Annotated in this window: 11 protein-coding genes, 1 tRNA gene and 1 pseudogene; 4 read left to right on the top strand and 9 right to left on the bottom strand. The window is 60.0% G+C overall.

Features of this window, described 5'->3' with window-relative positions:
* Positions 1–7 precede the first annotated feature (7 nt).
* Complete coding sequence (locus tag AC1DMA_RS00065; RefSeq protein ID WP_478142855.1) at positions 8–1,159, bottom strand: serine hydrolase domain-containing protein; 1,152 nt, start codon at positions 1,157–1,159, stop codon at positions 8–10.
* Positions 1,160–1,292: 133 nt separating this feature from the next.
* Between AC1DMA_RS00065 and blaOXA the strand changes: the two genes are divergently transcribed.
* Positions 1,293–2,102, top strand: a complete 810-nt coding sequence (gene blaOXA, locus AC1DMA_RS00060) for a class D beta-lactamase (protein ID WP_478142854.1) — start codon at positions 1,293–1,295, stop codon at positions 2,100–2,102.
* A gap of 40 nt (positions 2,103–2,142) precedes the next feature.
* On the opposite strand, the gene AC1DMA_RS00055 is transcribed toward blaOXA, so the two are convergent.
* Positions 2,143–3,330, bottom strand: coding sequence for an aminotransferase-like domain-containing protein (locus AC1DMA_RS00055; protein ID WP_478142853.1), 1,188 nt, complete (start codon positions 3,328–3,330; stop codon positions 2,143–2,145).
* A gap of 95 nt (positions 3,331–3,425) precedes the next feature.
* Between AC1DMA_RS00055 and AC1DMA_RS00050 the strand changes: the two are divergent.
* Positions 3,426–3,625: pseudogene (locus AC1DMA_RS00050) on the top strand (transposase); the annotation flags it as partial.
* Between the two features lie 603 nt (positions 3,626–4,228).
* A tRNA-Asp gene (locus tag AC1DMA_RS00045) sits at positions 4,229–4,305 on the top strand.
* Between the two features lie 991 nt (positions 4,306–5,296).
* Here AC1DMA_RS00045 and AC1DMA_RS00040 read toward each other — a convergent pair.
* A complete protein-coding gene (locus tag AC1DMA_RS00040) occupies positions 5,297–6,139 on the bottom strand; it encodes a D-alanyl-D-alanine carboxypeptidase family protein (RefSeq protein ID WP_478142852.1) in 843 nt (280 codons plus the stop codon).
* Positions 6,140–6,676: 537 nt separating this feature from the next.
* On the opposite strand from AC1DMA_RS00040, the gene AC1DMA_RS00035 reads away from it, so the two are divergent.
* The gene (locus AC1DMA_RS00035) at positions 6,677–7,243 is read left to right on the top strand and encodes a hypothetical protein (RefSeq protein ID WP_478142851.1); all 567 of its coding nucleotides are present in this window, start codon (positions 6,677–6,679) and stop codon (positions 7,241–7,243) included.
* A gap of 225 nt (positions 7,244–7,468) precedes the next feature.
* Here AC1DMA_RS00035 and AC1DMA_RS00030 read toward each other — a convergent pair whose 3' ends face one another.
* From AC1DMA_RS00030 to AC1DMA_RS00005, 6 genes are all read right to left on the bottom strand, one after another.
* Complete coding sequence (locus AC1DMA_RS00030) at positions 7,469–8,425, bottom strand: D-alanine--D-alanine ligase (RefSeq protein WP_478142850.1); 957 nt, start codon at positions 8,423–8,425, stop codon at positions 7,469–7,471.
* Between the two features lie 80 nt (positions 8,426–8,505).
* A complete protein-coding gene (locus tag AC1DMA_RS00025; protein ID WP_478123443.1) occupies positions 8,506–9,453 on the bottom strand; it encodes an alpha/beta hydrolase family protein in 948 nt (315 codons plus the stop codon).
* A gap of 393 nt (positions 9,454–9,846) precedes the next feature.
* On the bottom strand, positions 9,847–12,942 hold the full coding sequence (locus tag AC1DMA_RS00020; protein ID WP_478142849.1) for a UDP-N-acetylmuramoyl-tripeptide--D-alanyl-D-alanine ligase: 3,096 nt from the start codon (positions 12,940–12,942) through the stop codon (positions 9,847–9,849).
* A 232-nt stretch (positions 12,943–13,174) separates the two neighbouring features.
* On the bottom strand, positions 13,175–13,402 hold the full coding sequence (locus tag AC1DMA_RS00015; RefSeq protein WP_478142848.1) for a hypothetical protein: 228 nt from the start codon (positions 13,400–13,402) through the stop codon (positions 13,175–13,177).
* A gap of 136 nt (positions 13,403–13,538) precedes the next feature.
* Positions 13,539–14,561, bottom strand: coding sequence for an OmpA family protein (locus AC1DMA_RS00010; protein ID WP_478123446.1), 1,023 nt, complete (start codon positions 14,559–14,561; stop codon positions 13,539–13,541).
* A gap of 114 nt (positions 14,562–14,675) precedes the next feature.
* Positions 14,676–16,455: Ig-like domain-containing protein (locus AC1DMA_RS00005; protein WP_478142847.1), on the bottom strand; the 1,780-nt coding region annotated here is incomplete at its 5' end.

The raw sequence follows: 16,455 nt of genomic DNA, 5'->3' as shown, positions 1-16,455 counted from the left end.
TCTTCGCTCAGGCTGCCGGCACGGCCGCACCCACCTGCTGATAGACCGCCATCTCGAAAGCGATGAGCGTCTCGACGACCGGCATGTCGAAGAAGGGAAGCACCTGGGTCATCAGCACGCCGCCGATTCCTTTCGAGCGGTCGATCCAGTAGTACGAATTGAAGACGCCCGCCCAGTCTCCGGTTCCTTTGCTGCGCATGCCCGGCAGGTCGGCCAGCGTGAGATGGAAGCCCAATCCCCAGGACTGCGGAACCGGAAGTGAGGGGACATCGTTCGACAAATCCGGCATCGCCGACTTCATTAGTTCGGGCAGTTGGATGTCGCCAAGGTGGTTTTGCAGCGCCAACTCCACGGTGGCTGGCTTGAGAATGCCGGCGCCGTCGTTCAGCCAGGCCTGCACGAAGCGGCCATAGTCCTGCACCGATCCGTAAGAGCCGTGGCCGGCGGCGTCCCACTCCGAGGTGGGCGGCAAGTCATAGGGCGATGGCGCGAGCTTGCCGTCCGGCTGGCGCTGCATCACGCGGAGCAATCGATCCCGCTGTTCAGTACTGGGCTCGAAGGTCGAATCAGTCATTCCCAGCGGCCCATAGACGTACTGCTGCAGATAGCTGCCGAGGCTCTGACCCGAAATCTTTTCCACGATGAGCCCGAGCCAGTCGCTGTTGACACCGTATTCCCAAGCAGTGCCCGGGTCGTTGACCATTGGCACCGACAGGCTGCGCTTGAGCCCCGACAGCGCATTCGGCTCTCCCGTCACCGAGTGGTACTGGACCAGTTTTTCATTGAGGAAGAAGTAGCCGAGGCCGGCCGAATGCGTCATGAGCTGACGCACAGTGGCTTTGGTGGCGGGCGGGCGCAGGCGCGGCTTGTCGCCGTCGAAGCCGTCCAGAACGGCCAACTCCCCGAACTCCGGCAGGATCGATTCGACCGCGGCGTCGAGGCTCAGCCGCCCCTGCTCCACAAGCTGCAGCGCGGCGGTGGTGGCAACGGCCTTGGTCATGGACGCATTGCGGAACAAGGTGTGCTCGGTGGCCTCGCCGGCCGCGTGATGGAACAGCTGACCGTTGCGGTCGACCACCACCGCCGCAATGCCATGCAGAGCGCCTTTCGATACAGAGCCATCCAGCAACGCCGTAATGGCCGAACCGTCGAATGCCATGATCATCTCCAGTTTGTTGAAGGGAAATCGCGCGCGGGACATTCTGCGCTCGAAGCGATTCGGGGCTTCATCCTTTTCACTGATGGGGGTCTTTGCAGATTCGGGCGCGCACTTGCTCTTTAGACTTGCCGCCATGAATCGCAGAAACATCGTGCTCTCCGCCCTCTCCGCCCTCACTGCAGGGTTTGCGCCATTCGCATTGGCCGCCCCGCAGTTTCAGGAAAAGACCGAATGGTCCCGCTTCTTCACCGAGGCGAATGCTCAAGGCAGCATCGTCGTGCTCGACGCCCGCGGCAAGTCCCCGCAGACCCTGGTCTATGATCCGGCGCGCGCCGAGCGGCGCTACTCGCCGGCGTCGACCTTCAAGATTCCGCACAGCCTGTTCGCGCTCGACGCCGGCCTGCTGAACGATGAATTCCAGGTCATCCCCTGGGACGGCGTAAAGCGATCGCAGCCTGCCTGGAACCAGGACCAGAACCTGCGCTCCGCGATCAGAAACTCGACGGTCTGGGTCTTCGAGCGCTTCGCCAAGGAACTTGGCGAAGAACGCGAGGTTGCCTACATGCGAAAGATCGGCTACGGCAATGCGGTTGCCACTGGCGACAAGCCGTTCTGGGTCGAAGGCGATCTCGCCATTTCATCCTTCGAGCAGATCGATTTCCTGCAGCGGCTTTACCGAAACCAGCTGCCCTTCAAGGTCGAGCACCAGAGGCTCGTGAAGGACGTGCTCGTCAATGAAGCGGGGCCGGACTGGATCCTGCGGGGCAAGACCGGGTGGACCGGCAAGCTCGGCTGGTGGGTCGGCTGGGTCGAATGGCCGACCGGCCCCGTGTTCTTCGCCATGAACATGGACACGCCGAAGAGGCTCGCCGACCTTCCGAAGCGGCAGAGCATCACGCGAAGCGTTCTGCTCTCGATCGACGCGCTACCTAAAGCCCAGTAGGCGCATCAAGGCGCAGTAGGCCAGGACGGCGCGCCCGCTATCAGAGCGCCGCCCCAAGCCGCGCGACGCCTTCCTGAATCTTCTCGACGTTCGCGGTGGCAAAGCTCAGCCGCAGCGTTGCGAGGTCGGGCTTTTCCGCAAAGAAGGGAGCGCCCGGCACGAAGGCCACGAGCTTCTCGATGGCGCGCTTGGCGAGCACATTGGCGTCGGCGACCTTGCCATTGGCGCCGGTCAGGCGCGCCCAGAAGAACAATCCGCCACCGGGCTGCGTGAAGCTGATCGCATCGCCGAGCTCCTTCTGCAGCGCCGCCCCCATGGCCTGTGCACGCTCGGCGTACACCTTGCGCACATTAGCGAGCGTCGCAGGCATGCGGCCGCTTTTCAGATACTGCGCCGCCGTCGCCTGCGCGAACGTGCTGGTGTGCGCATCGCTGAACTGCTTGCACATCGTGGCCTTTGCCAGGAGTTCGGCCGGGCCAATCATCCAGCCAATGCGCAGGCCCGGGCTCAGCACCTTGCTGAGGCTGCCGCAGTGCACCACCAGCTCACGGCTGCCGGGCACGTCGCGGGTCAGCGACATGATCGAAGGCGGCGGTGCCTTGTCGAAATAGAGATCGCCATAAGGGTCGTCCTCGACGATCAGCGTCTGGTGCTTCACCGCCATTTCCAGCACCTTCTTGCGCCGCTCCAGGCTCAGCATCGCGCCGCTTGGATTGCCGAAAGTCGGGATGAGGTAGACGAACTTCGGCTTGTGCTCGGCGATCAGCTTTTCGAGTTCATCGGTGCGCACGCCGTTGGCGTCGATGGGCGCGCTGATCAACTGCGCGCCATAGAGGCGGAAGCACTGGATGGTTGCCAGGAAAGTCGGGCCTTCGACGATGACCTTGTCGCCGGGGGAAATGAGCGTCTTGCCGATCAGGTCGAGCGCCTGCTGGCTGCCGGTGGTGACGATGAGACCGCTTGGGTCGACTTCAACGCCCTTGGTCTTCATGAAGGCGCTGAGTTGCGTGCGCAACGGCTCGTAGCCTTCGGTCGCGCCATATTGCAATGCACCGCCGGCCTCTTCGGCCAGGGCCCTGGAGCTGGCTTCCCTTAGCCCTTCGACATCGAACATCGCGCTGTCCGGAAAGCCGCCTGCAAAGCTGATGATGCCGGGCGTGCCGAGCAGCTTGAAGAGTTCGCGGATGGCGGAGGATTCAACATTGTCGAGACGGGAAGCGAATTGCATGTCGGGGCCTTCTGTCGAAGAGTTGCAGGCGTCCATTGTCGCAGGGGGACTAGGATGGTCTGCAAACAAGCCCGGGCCTTGCGTGATCTGGAGCCATGAGTTCCAAACGCGTGAGGCGCCGGACGCAGCTCGGTCAGGGCTTGAATATGTCGACGAAGAAGACGCGCAAGCGCGAATCCTCGACGAGATGGATCGGGTGGCGCCCTGGCGCGCGTTGATGCAGATCGTCGAGCCACTCAGCCCGAGGGCAAAGACTGGCCGCCCGCCGTTCGCCATCGAGACGATGCTTCGCATTGGGTCGCCGCCTTCAGCACCTTCTCGTGCACATTGACGTCACGGGCAGCCTGCGGCACGGCCATGCCCTCATTCCTCCACCAACATGGCTGCTTCACGCTTGAACTCTAGGCTGAATTGCCTTTTCGTTCGCGTGAACCACCTCCCGTTTCAAAGACACCTTAACAAGGGGTCTTTGAAACCGGCAGCAGCCCACTCCGCCCGTCACGCCACGAGTTGGTGTGCCCGCGAAACATCTATCAGCTCAGCTCCATGAGGCTCGAGACGCTCACTCGCAGGAGGCCGATGACAGTGATACGGCGACCTCTTCTTTGTATCGATCAAGCTTACGTCACCGGCAACATGACAATGCCGCCACGCGATCACTTGGCGGCGCTCATCAGCGCGCCGAGCACGAGGCACTGACCCAACTCGTCGATATCCCGCGCGGCCGAACCCGAACCGGACCGATGTTGATCTCGATGCCGCCACTCGGCTTGCGCACTGGTCAGTGCTCGGATGTCGCTGTCATCTGCGCAGGTTCAATCAAATAAGCCCGCAACATACGGGACACGTGACAGACAAAGCGCAGGCAGGCATACTCGCGTGGGTCGAGGGTTAGTCAGGAGTGGTAGTTCAGTTGGTTAGAATACCGGCCTGTCACGCCGGGGGTCGCGGGTTCGAGTCCCGTCCGCTCCGCCACATAGCTATGAAATACGGGCCTTTTCGGCCCGTTTTTCTTTTCTACCCGCCAACGCGCCGGCCATTCTTTGAATGGACCAAAAAGGGCTACTTCCGCGCTTGGGCGCCGCATACCGGGTCCTCCCGGGAGAGGCCGCGCACGGAGTGCTCTGGCCGCATGCACTCTCTGGTTCTGGCCGTGCCCTGGAGGAACGTAAGGACGAGGATGCGCGAGAAGTGCGGCATGAGAGCGAAGGGGCAGGACCAGATTGCCGCGCTCGAGCCCCATCAAGGCTGCGCATGCGATCCAAAAGCGGCAATGAGTCTGCCTCGCCTTCAACGAAAACGCGACGGCGTAGAGCACGGCAGCCAGGTACAGCATGCCGGCGAGCAGCGCGGTCGCGGTGTCGAGTGTGGTCTCGCTCATGGGGCGCTTTGCCTCGACGCCTTGCCGTCCCGGTCTGGCTCGGCGGCACCGCGCCCGGGTTTTGCCGGCACCAAATAGGCGCCGTGCAGGCGCTGCAACTTCAGCAGCAACGGCAGATGCTTGGGCACCCATTGGGGATATCCGCGCCTTCGGTGCGGCAGCGCGAGGGCGTATTGCGGTGCAGGCCGGTCATACGGCAGAAGTCGGAGACCCTCCGGCGCAGGGCGGCTAGCGCCGCGCCGAATTCGTCCAAGGTCATGGCGATTGCCCTCACGTGCGGAAATGGTAGATGAATTCCCGGATATGTGCGATTTGCAGCTTGTTAGGCACAGTATTTAATATGGCGCCGTTGTGTTAACCGTTGTTAGCGCTCTTCCGCACACATTCAGGAATATCCAACGCTAACAAGGACTTGGGCGCAGGGCTGGAAGTGCTCAAGAAATAGGCATCATCGCTCGACGGGAAGTCATCCACAATCCGTCAGGGCGCTTCGTCTTTCTTGGCCACCATGGGTCCTACGCAGCCAGCAGCGCAACCATTCGCACGCGCGCAGAAGGCTATTCCGTTCCGCGCAGAATGGAATTTTCAACGATTCCGATGACGGCGGACCACTGGCACTAGATTCGGCCAGTCGATGCCTTTTTCAGCCGCGTCGAGCACCGCACTTGCATCGGCGTAGCGGTCAGCATTTGTCGGCGCGCCGAAGGCGACGTAGTAATAACGATCGCCTTTCGGCGCTTTTACTTCGCAAAGTAGACTGCAACCCGAGGCGCGAGTGGTCCCCGTCTTACCCCAAGTCACGTTATGGCTGCTGTTTCGAATGAAGTTTGCCGAATGCGCAATAACGATTTTCCGTGCTTGAGGCCCCCCGACGGTCACTGACAGTTTTGCCTTCGACCATATCCGCGAGATTTCGGGGTGATTTTGGTCCGAGATTTCGCATAACAGTGCTAAGTCACGGGCGCTGGACAAGTTGTTTCCGCCGTCCAGGCCCGAGGGGTTGCCCCAACGGCTGTTCTTCATGCAAAGTGCCTTACTTACAGTGTTCATCTCGGCGACGAATCGCGCCAAGCCACTTCCCTTCTTCTCCTCCTGTTCAAGAATCATCGAGCCGATGGTCCGTGCCCACACGGAGGTAGTTACATTAGAAGACGGAAGTCCCATATTGGCAAGCGCGTCGTCCACATGAAGGATATCCCCGGCCACGAGGTTGTTAGCTGAGCCCCCGGTGGCGTCCTCGGGGCGACACACTAGTTGGACGTCGAGAGCCTTCAGCCTCTTTAACCAGAGCAGCCCGGTATAGGCGGTCAGCAGCTTCGTCATAGATCCAGGCCGCAGAGCCTTGTCGGCCCCCTTGCCCCAAATCTCTACACCATCAAAGCCGTTAAAAGGCTTTGATCGGATTACAGCCGATGCGGATGTCAGCACGGGCTCTAGCCACGGGGAAAGCTCATCCCCGGGTGCATGACCGTCGCCCAAGCCTGCCACCGAAACGGTAGGCCCATACGGTGAGGTCTCGTGCTCTGTTACTTGTCTGAATTCAAGGTCCAACCTGGCCTACCAATTTATTCTAGAGATAGGGCGCGATTAAGCAGATCCCCTAGCGTTGCAAAAATACCTCCCATTACATTCCATATTTTTTCATAGATCAGAAATTTCTGTTTCAGACTTGTCCTAATTTTTTGGCAGCACGTGAGGCGCCGCCAGTTTGTTTTTGAGTTGATATGCTGCATTTGCTCAGTGAATGCTACAAATCTCTGAGTCACATCATTGTTTAATGAAAGGTAAAAGAAAGTTCTAATGAAACTTAGAAGAATTGCAATTCTTCCATCTCTGCTTTTTAGTGGACTGTTTTGGCTTCAAAATGCAAACGCGCAGGCGTCCTTAACAATAATACGAATTACCCGGTAGCAATATTCGGGTTTTTTACGCCTTCCGGTGAGAACGCATTGCCGGATCAACAGGATGTTCTTTCCGAATGAAATTCCCGACTATGTTGAGAACGTGGCAAGACAGACGTATGCGATCAGAAAAGCATATAACCTGCTTGGCTTTCGTGATCCTCTTGAAAGTGCACGTTTTCGATCTGCCACGTACATAGATATTAATCTAGTGAACCAATCGCGTATGGTCGTAGCGCAGCCACTGCCTGCAAGCATGGAGGAAATGCAGTCGCGGGTTTTTTCTCAGAATTTTCCTTATGACTTCTGGAGCCGATTGGCGAGCTTTATGGACGAAGCTGATCGGAGCATGCAGCTTCCATACGACCTTAGATCTGCGACTTATACCGACGGCAGTGCAATATTCAAAGATGATCTTGTCCGTGGTCTTCCTTTCCTCAGCGTTGTTATGCAATCCTTGGATGCAGAAGACGGCATTGTGGCGAGTTTGAATGGTTGGCCGGAATACGATTGGAAGGGCAACCAGACGAGCGCCGTATTCAACACCCGAATTCTCAAGGTCATCCAGCGTGCTGTTCGCCGAAGCGGTGTTCGAAACAATGAAATAGACGCTTTTCTAGCGATTGAATAGGGGTACAGGGCAACGCAGCCCGTCCCGGGAACATGAGGCGCGCACACAGGCCTCCATGTCACTAAATCGGGGAGCGCTTGTCCTGCCTTGCCCCCTCCAGAACTTCGAGTTTCCGGGACGACACAGGTGCCCTCCGGCGCGTCGAAGTCCATTACGTTTCCATGCAGCGCGAGGCGGCGAAACAGCCGGACCTCCTGCCGGTGCAACCGGGTGACGAACGTCGCTTCAGCTATCGATCCTGTCATCCTTCAGCGTGAGTGACAATATCTTCAGGACCAGTTCCCGGTAGCTGATGTCAACAGCGCGCGCCGCCTTCGGCAGCAGTGAGTGATCGGTCATTCCGGGCGCCGTATTCACTTCGAGGAAGTACGGATTGCCCGCACCGTCCAGCATGAAGTCGGCACGACCCCAGCCGCTGCAGCCGAGCACCTCAAACGCTCGGCGCGCGAGCACTTTAAGGCGCATCTCCTCCTGCGAGGCCAGTCCGCACGGAATCAGGTATTGCGTCGTGTCGTGGATGTACTTCGCGTCGTAGTCGTAGAACTCGCCCGCCGGCACGATCAGAATGACCGGCAGATCGAGATCACCCACAATGCACACGGTGTATTCACCACCGTCTTCAATGCTCTTCTCGACCAGCACGATCGTGTCGAACCTTGCCGCCTGCGCGATCGCCGCGGGCAGCGCCCCGGCCACTTTCACCTTGATCACCGCGACGCTCGAGCCTTCGCTCGCCGGCTTCACAAAAAGCGGCAGGCCGAGTTGCGCGACGATTGCCTGCGCGCGCGCATCGTAATCGTCACCGCGCATCACAGCCTCGAACGGCGGCGTCGGAATGCCCAACTGCTGCCATACGAGTTTCGCGCGGAACTTGTCGAGCCCGAGTGCCGAACCGAGCACCCCGGTGCCTGTGTAGCGAATCCCATAGAAATCGAGCGCGCCCTGAATCTGGCCGTTTTCGCCGTAGCCGCCGTGCAACGCGTTGAACGCGCGAGCAAAGCCCTCGTCCTTCAGCGCCGACAGCGCCCGCGCAGACGGATCGAAGGGGTGTGCGTCGACACCCGCGTCGCGCAAACGCTGTAGCACGAGACGGCCAGAATTGAGCGACACTTCACGCTCAGCGGACACGCCGCCTAGTAGCACCGCCACCTTGCCGAATCGTTTTGGATCGATGCTGTCCATTTCGCCCCCTGTTTCTGCGCGAGGCGCTCCCCGCGCAAGCCCACGATCAGCGCGCTCACCCCATTGCGGGACAACGCTCCTCATTGTGACAACGCCTGACCATGCTCCGCCGCCGGGTGTAGCTTATCGCGGCTTACAACTTGCGGCAGATCAAGTTCAGCAAGCGCCATGCGGATGTCCTCCGCTGATTTGCCCTGGGCAAAGAGCGCTGCGGCGCGTTTCGCGTGTCCGGCGAGCAGGTGACGTTGCGGCCCGGGCGCATAGGCGTAGATGTGATGCGGCTTGAGGCCGAGGGCACGCAGGCGGCGGACGTAATAAAGCTGACTGTAAAAGGGAACAATACGATCCTCTGGATCCGATATCACGTAGATTTCCGGCAGCGGATCCCGGCGAATGCGCCAGATTTCGTCGACGGGATCGTAATAGCTCTGGGCGTCGTAAAGTAGTCGGCCAGGGATTTCACGCCTAAATTCCCAATACGCGGTAACCTGCTTCATGGAAACTAGGCCGGACGAAAGCACCGATGCCGCGATGTCCCGACGCCTGTTCAGGAGCGCCGCGACGATCTGGCCACCACCGGAATGTCCGATCAGGATGAATGACGCGATGTTGTAGCGCACCTTGAGCAGGTCCAGTGCGCGGTCCATCAGTTCGATCTCGCGATGTGTACGCCACTTGTTATGGTCGCCAGAGGAGCCATAGATACCCGGGCGCGCAAGATAGAGCGCGGGGTGGCCGGCATCAGCGGACCAGTCAGCCATATCCTTCTCAATCTTCATGGGCGAAAAGGACTGGTAGGAGGATGTAATGTGCCTGACACCCTTCGTGGTTCTCAGCATGACATCGCCGCTGAAATATACAAGGACAGTGGCATTTTCGCCGCCGGACAGTCCATGCTCGTAGTACCGGATGCAATCCCCCTTACCACTGACCTCCACCCAGAGGCTGTCGAGCACCCGTGCACACTGTTCTGGTGAACTGAAGGAACCATTCAGAGCCTGCGCGGCATCGAAAGGCTCATTTCCCACGGGGATATTGAGCTCTGCAGGCCGTGGAGCCTCAAACGGCCCCAGCCTCGGCCGCCCCCCTAGACTCGGCTCGATGACGCCAAAAACGCCAAAGGCAACGAACAGGAACCGCCGGAACCTCCAGTGCAGAAGGTGCGACAAACGCCGACAGTATCGGACAAGCGATTGCATGAATAAGGGTCCGTCAGGTTGTCTAAAAAAGAAATGACCAATGATGTGCAAGCGCGCGGGCGGCACGCGCTCCTACGCCCGACACGGTTCGTGCGTTCCACTCCCCTGCCGCGCGCGGACTGCCCTCTGAGGCGCGACCATCATGGGAAACGGGCTGACCTCTCCGAGTCATTCAGCGCGCCGGACAGGTATATTGTTTGCCGGGCTGTCAAGGTGGCCTGCTTACGCACACGCCTTCATCCACGCCACGATGTGATGTACGCCCGTACTGTTCGATCCCTTGAGCAGCACCACATCCCTGTCGACGAGTTCGTCGTCAAGTGCGCCCTTCAACTCGTCGAGAGAATTCGTGTAGCGTCCACGGCGCGCGACCGGTAGCAGTTCCCAGAAGTCGGCATAGAGTTTGCCCATGACATAGACGCGATCGACCGCACAACGCTCGACGACAGCAGCGAGTTCGGCATGAAACAGCGGCGCCTGCGGGCCGAGTTCCGCCATCTCGCCCAGCACAGCGACCCGTCTGGGGGCATCCTTAATATCCCTCAAATGTTCCAAAGCGGCCTGCATCGAACCGGGATTGGCGTTGTAAGCATGGTCAACGACAGTCAGGTGTCGTCCGCGGAGCGTCAACTCAATCTCCTCTCCCCTGCCAGGCAGGGCAGCAAAGTTTGCGATTCGTTCGAGCGCGGGCTCGAGAGGATAGTTGAGCGCCGAGATGGCGGCGAGAACGGCCAGGCTGTTCAGCGCCATGTGCGAGCCTGCGGTCCCGATCGGGTAGGTGATATCGCGCCCCCTGATACGGGCAACAACCCGCTGCCCGGACGCGTCATGGTCGACGAGCTGAAATTCGCACCCGGCGCTCGTGCCATAGGCAAAGATTCTCAGATCTCGTCCCACGGCCTCTTGGCGGACGGTCTCCCATTCCAGCATGTCGCGATTGAGCACCGCGACACTTCCCGCAGACATGCCCTCGAAGATCATGCTCTTGGTCCGGGCAATATCGGTGACTGTGCTGCTTTTGCCGAGGTGGGCAGGCTGAATGTTGGTAAAAATGCCTATGTCCGGGCGGGCAATGGCCGCGCTCTTCCGCATGTTGCCGACGGCAACTTCCAGGACGACGTGCCGGGCGTCCCAGGGGACTGATGCAAGATTCCAGCTCACGCCATGTGGGAGGTTGGCGTTGAACGCACTCGCTGCGGTCTCGCCGTAAGCATTGAGGGCGTCCGCCAGCATGGCCACGAGCGTTGTCTTGCCGGCGCTCCCCGTCACCGCCAGGACGGTGCCGCTCATCTGCCGGCGTGCGTAGGCCCCCATCGCAAGAATGGCTTCACCCGTATCGGCGACATGCAGCACCGGCACATCCTCAAGTTGGGCCTGCGCATCAGGATGGCTCGTGATGACACCCGCGGGCCGCGTCTTCAGTTGTCGGATGACGGAAACAGGGATCCCCCGGTCTGCCTCACCGACCCGGGCGACCACGACGTTTCCGGCCTGCATGGCCGGCGCGTAAATGCACAGGCCGCTCGCCGTCCACCCCGCTGGCGGCGGCGTAAGCCACGTCCCCTGGGTGGCCGCCTGGATCCCGGCGGCGCTCCATTCCCGCGCGGGCGTGGAGGATGAGGAAGGCCGCTGCGCGTCCAGATATTTCAGATAGGCGACCAAACCGGACAGATAGTGCTCGACGTCGTCAATGCGGACCCGGAAAGCGTGATGACGGATGAAGAAGCTCCCGGTGATCCTGCCCGGATTGGCAAAGTACATGGCGAGTTCTGGCCAGAAATAGCCGTCCAGCAGGCGCTTTGCCCGCGTATGCAGTGCATGGAAGAATTTATCCAGATCGAGCCCGGCGAGCAGGTGCCCCAGCCCGGGCTGCTGCTGCATGCGGCTGATCATCTGCTCGGCCGCCATCATCAATTCAAGCAGGGTCGGAAACGTCGTGACCCTCTCGATCACGAAATCGAGATAGCTGGCGAAATTCTGGATCCCGAATCTGTAATACGCTTCCAGCGGCCGGTGACGGGTGAGTTCGTTCACGCAGTAGCTGAGCCAGTGGTCATGCGCTTTCCAGTGTTTCGCCTCGATGAAATGGTCGAACGCCTTTTCCACCGCGGCGAGCCACCTCGCATCGCCAGTCAGGCCGTAAAGGCGCATCAGGCCGAAGGCCGCTTCGCCGTCGTAGTAGATGATCCGGAACGGCTGTTTGACCGACAGGTCCGGATAGTTCAGCACATGGATGAACTTGCCGGTGCCCGCATCCTGCATGAAGAGCACGCCTGTCGCGAGTTGTTCGAGCAGCGCCAGATATTCGCCTGAGCCGGTCAGCTGGCTGTATTTGACCAGCGCCAGCAGGCACACTCCGTTTCCGCCCAGTTTGATTTCGGTCTGCCCTTCGACCAGAAACGCAGCCCGGGCGCCGCCGGGCAACTCCATCGGTCGGATGAGATCGTTCACGAGATAATGCAGCGCTGCATCGATGGCTGTCTTGAGTTCACTGTCCCGGGTCACCTCCCAGGCTTCGAGCATCGAATAGACCGAACTTGCATGGCGCAGGCTGTTGTAGGCGCCGATGGGCCGATCGAAGCAGGGATGCCAGCCATAGTGGAAGCGCCCGCCTGGCTGCACCTGGCTGGCCAGATAGCGGCTGCCAGATGCAACGAGCGCCCGGACGTCTGCCGGCTGGAGAGAGGCGATGATGCGGCGTCCGGCATTCAGACCCGTCCCGTGCAGGAGGTGGACTTCCTGCGACTGCCGGCTTGCAAACGCCCCGCGGGCCGAGAACACATAAACATCCCGCCCGCCCTCGAAATCCACGCTGGCAAGCTGATGTCGGCTGGCGGCATATCGTTCGAAGTTCTTCGTGTTCACCATGGCATGCGCCTGGGCCGGGCCACCATAGAGCATGGCACTGGCATTCAGTTCGGTCTCCAGGAAGGCCTGCCTGAAATCGCTGTCCAGCGACAGGCCGCAACGAAAATAATTGCGTTTGGTCTGTGCCAGGCGGTCCCGCAGCGCGTCCCAAGTCATGGCCTCAACGCTATCGACCCAGTCCACCCGAAGCCACTGGACGGCCATTCCGGTGGCGCCGGCAGCCTGCATCGCCTGCGCCATGCCGGCGTCCCAGGCCAGGGCAAATGTCGGCGCCGTTGCGCTCACGACATCGGCCCGCCGCTGCCCATCACTCCATGAAAAGAACAGGACAAAGGACGGCCACGGCGCCGCCAGGGGCTGGACTTTAGGTTCAACGACGCAGCGCATTCGCGCGAACAGTGCAGGGAAGTCTGTGGGGTTGGGATGCGCGTGCTCAGAAGGGGTAGTCACTATGGGTTACTCCTGGGTAGGGACAGACAACACGCCTGCGGCCCGATACTTGGCGATGATGCTTTGTCTGACAGCGGCAATGAAATTTGACCGGACACGATGCCTCATTGGCGCTCACCTGTCGAGCGCTTGCGAGATGTTCATCGGCGGCCTCGCTGGTCACTTACATCAGCCCGGCCAGGCTTGAGGGAGCAAGCCTTATTGACAGGTTGCCGGCCCAGCGAGCCGGACATCATTTATTGCCCGGCCCCCTTCGATCAGTTGTGTGTATCGACGGTATCGGCGCTTCACAAGTAGCCGCGAGCGCTCGTTGCCACTGCTCGATAAACTCATGTTTGCGCGACGGGGCCGCAAAGACAAACTCATTGAGTCCCCTGTTAAAGAATTCCTGATCCTTGTCGCGCAACGCCGCATAGGCGAGCAGTACCTTGATTGCAGGGGTGGCTGTTTGTTTGGTCATCGCGACACTCCGTGTTTGGACCGTCACCGTTTACCGGAGGCGCGCGGTGAAAGGCGGGGTCAAGGGTACAGTGGGTACGGCGACCTTCCCGATCCAGGAAGGTCGCTCGCCAAAGGCCAGCGCCCGCGTCCCGTTATCAGGCTGGACGGGAAAGATTCACGCGCACCACCACGCGGCGGTTGGGTGCGTTGCAGGCAATCTTCTGCTGCATCGTGCCGCTGCACTCTGTGACCAGCGGATTGGAGTTGCCCGCGCTTTCCGCTGTGATCTTTGACGACGGAATACCATGCTCGATTAGCATCCGGCGAACCGTCATCGCACGCTGCTCGCCAAGTTTCTGCGCCGCTGCGTCCGGGCCGATGGGGTCCGCGTGGCCGATCACCGTGACTGCTTCCAACGAGGCGTTCTCCGCGAGAATCTGCTCAGCAAGGTGCGAAATTTCCGCTCGGCCCTTGGCAGTCATGTCGCGAGTGCCAGCCTTGCCGAAGGCGAACAGCGTGTCGCCCTTGAGCGTGTACTCTCTCGCCGTGGCAGGTTGTGCCGCCGCAGTAGCCTGTACCACGGGGACTGAGGGATAGTCACACGCCTGAACTGCCGATGCACGGGAAAGCACGTGCATTTGGGCGCGCATGCCCTGCAACTGGGCTTCGGCTTCGTTGCGCGGCACCACCACCGGTGCGCCATTGCTGTCAATCGGCCCGACCTTTACGAAGTAGGTCATGCCGCCCTTCAGTTCAGCACGCGATCCACCAGCGTTCTTGCCCTTGTACAGCGGCGCATCGTGGGTGTACGCACCCAGCGTGTGTTGGCCCGGCTTGACGCAGAAGACGCTGTAGCCGTTGGGCAGCAACGCGGTCTGCAATTCGCCATCAAGGTAGACGTGAGCGGCGGCCGAACGGCCTGCCCCTGCGGATGCTTCACGGTAGTAGATGATCTGCGCCTGCTGAGGGCCGACCTGTCCGACCGGCGCGTAGCTCTGGCCGAAAACCTTCCCAGGCTGCGTACCGGCACGGACCGTCGGCGTGGTGTCGGATGCGCCTGCCTGAGTGACCGGCGGTTGCGGATTAGAGAAAGTCTGTTGTGCGATGGCGGGCAAGGTACCCGCCGTCACGAGCAATGCGCCTGCGAGCGCACGCATCAGGGTTTGATTGGAAGTCATGATTGGTTCAAAAGCGGTCCCCCGGGGCAGCGCAATGCTGCTCAGAGAGCCTGATTAAATGATTGGTGATTCCGGGTCCGCGACGCAGGTCATGCGTCGCGGACCATCTGGAGATCAGTTGTTGTTCAGCGTTGTCTCGACGCCGTGCTGCACCAGCAGTTCGGCATTCAGACCCGAGTGGTAGAAGACGTCATACTGGATGCCATCCACAGTCGTGTTGTCAGACTGTTGCGTCCAGTCGCCGTTGTCCTCTCCCTCAGGCAGCAGATCAGACAGCGCGACCTTGTCGCCCGCATCGCCCTTGACCATCACTTGCGTGCGGCCGTCAGCAATGAACAGGTCCTGGCTGCCATGCTCGAGCACATCGCCCAGCGACAACTTAAGCGTGTTGCCGCCCGTGCCGGTGATATCGAACACTTCGACCGAGGACAGCTTCACTTCAACGTTCGCCAGATCCAGCACCAAGTCTGAACCTGTCAGCGTCAACACGTCCACACCACTTTCAGTATGAACATCACCGTCCATACCGGTCGAATACTCAGTGCCCTGAAGATCAAGCGCTGTATCCGGGCCCTCAGTCGAGGTCACGGCTACTGACTGATCGTCACTGTCGAGTGCCGAATCGGAATAGCTTGGCTTCTGATCGTCGACGCCACTGTCAGCAGGGACATCTGCATCTGCCGTTGCACCTGCATCAGACGAATCCTCGGCGTCCTGAATCTCGAAAACCGCGACCTCGTCCGTCAGAACATCAGAGACGCGGATTTCGGGCTGGTATTCAGCAGTGTAGTAAGAACTACCCGTTATATCGAAACCGGGAGATGCGTTGTCAAACTGAATGTCCAGTCTTAGCAACGTGTAGCCTTCCGGCAAGATCATTTCAATATGATTTGCACCTTTAGCATCCAAATTAAAGACAGTTAATACCTGTGAATTCCCGTAGGCTCCATTCGTTTCGGTGACAACGACCCTCACAACATAGTTGTATTGCGGATCGATCCGATCGAAATCAACCGAAAAGGCAGTCGGTCGATCTTCCGAGGTTCCAAGTTTGTAATAGAGCAATGACGTCGGGTCCTGTCCCGGAACTTGGGAATGCGTGCCTATACGCATTACACCATTCACCATCTTTACATCATGACGATCACCAGCGTTGTAGAAGTTGTGAGCTAGGCCAACGACGTTTGAGTTACTGAAATCCAACTCGTGGTGTCCGGGCAGCAAGAACGAGAACCCGAATTGCCCGCTCGGTTCACTGGTGCCCACTGCGTTCGTCGCCACAGCCGTCAGGTTATGTTTCCCTTCGGCCAGCGGCGTGTCCGGCGTGAAGCTCCAGTTGCCATTGTCATCAGCCTTCACCTGCCCCAGCACCTGACCGCCATCGAAAATCGTCACCGTGCTGCCCGACTCCGCTGTACCACGGACTTCCAGCTTTGCATCATCCGTCGTCGCGCCCTCGGCGATCGGGCCCGTCACCGTGCCTTGATCGTCAATCACTGCGCTGATCACCGGCGCGTCTGGCTTCTTCGTGTCCACGATCACGGTCCACGAATCCGACGGCTTGCTTTCGTTGCCCGCCTCATCACGCTCGACCACCGTGAACTCGTGCTTGCCTTCGCCCAGCGGCGTATCAGGCGTGAAGCTCCAGTTGCCGTCCTCGTCGACCTTCGTCTCGCCAACGGGCGTGCCGTTGTCGATCACGACGATCGTGTCGCCCGGCTGACCCTTGCCCACCAGTGTCGGTGTCGTGTCGTCCGTGATCTCGCCATTGCCCACCGGACCCTGAACCAAGCCCACGTCGTCAATCACTTCGCCAATTGCCGGCTTGCCCGGTCCCATCGCGTAGATCCTCACAGGGGTAGTCGGGCTCGGCGATGAGCCGTGGCCCGCTGCG

It is taken from the genome of Variovorax sp. 05N34 (genome assembly GCF_056397405.1).
The sequence above is the reverse complement of the archived record's forward strand: the minus strand, read 5'-3'. Positions and strand labels throughout refer to the sequence as shown.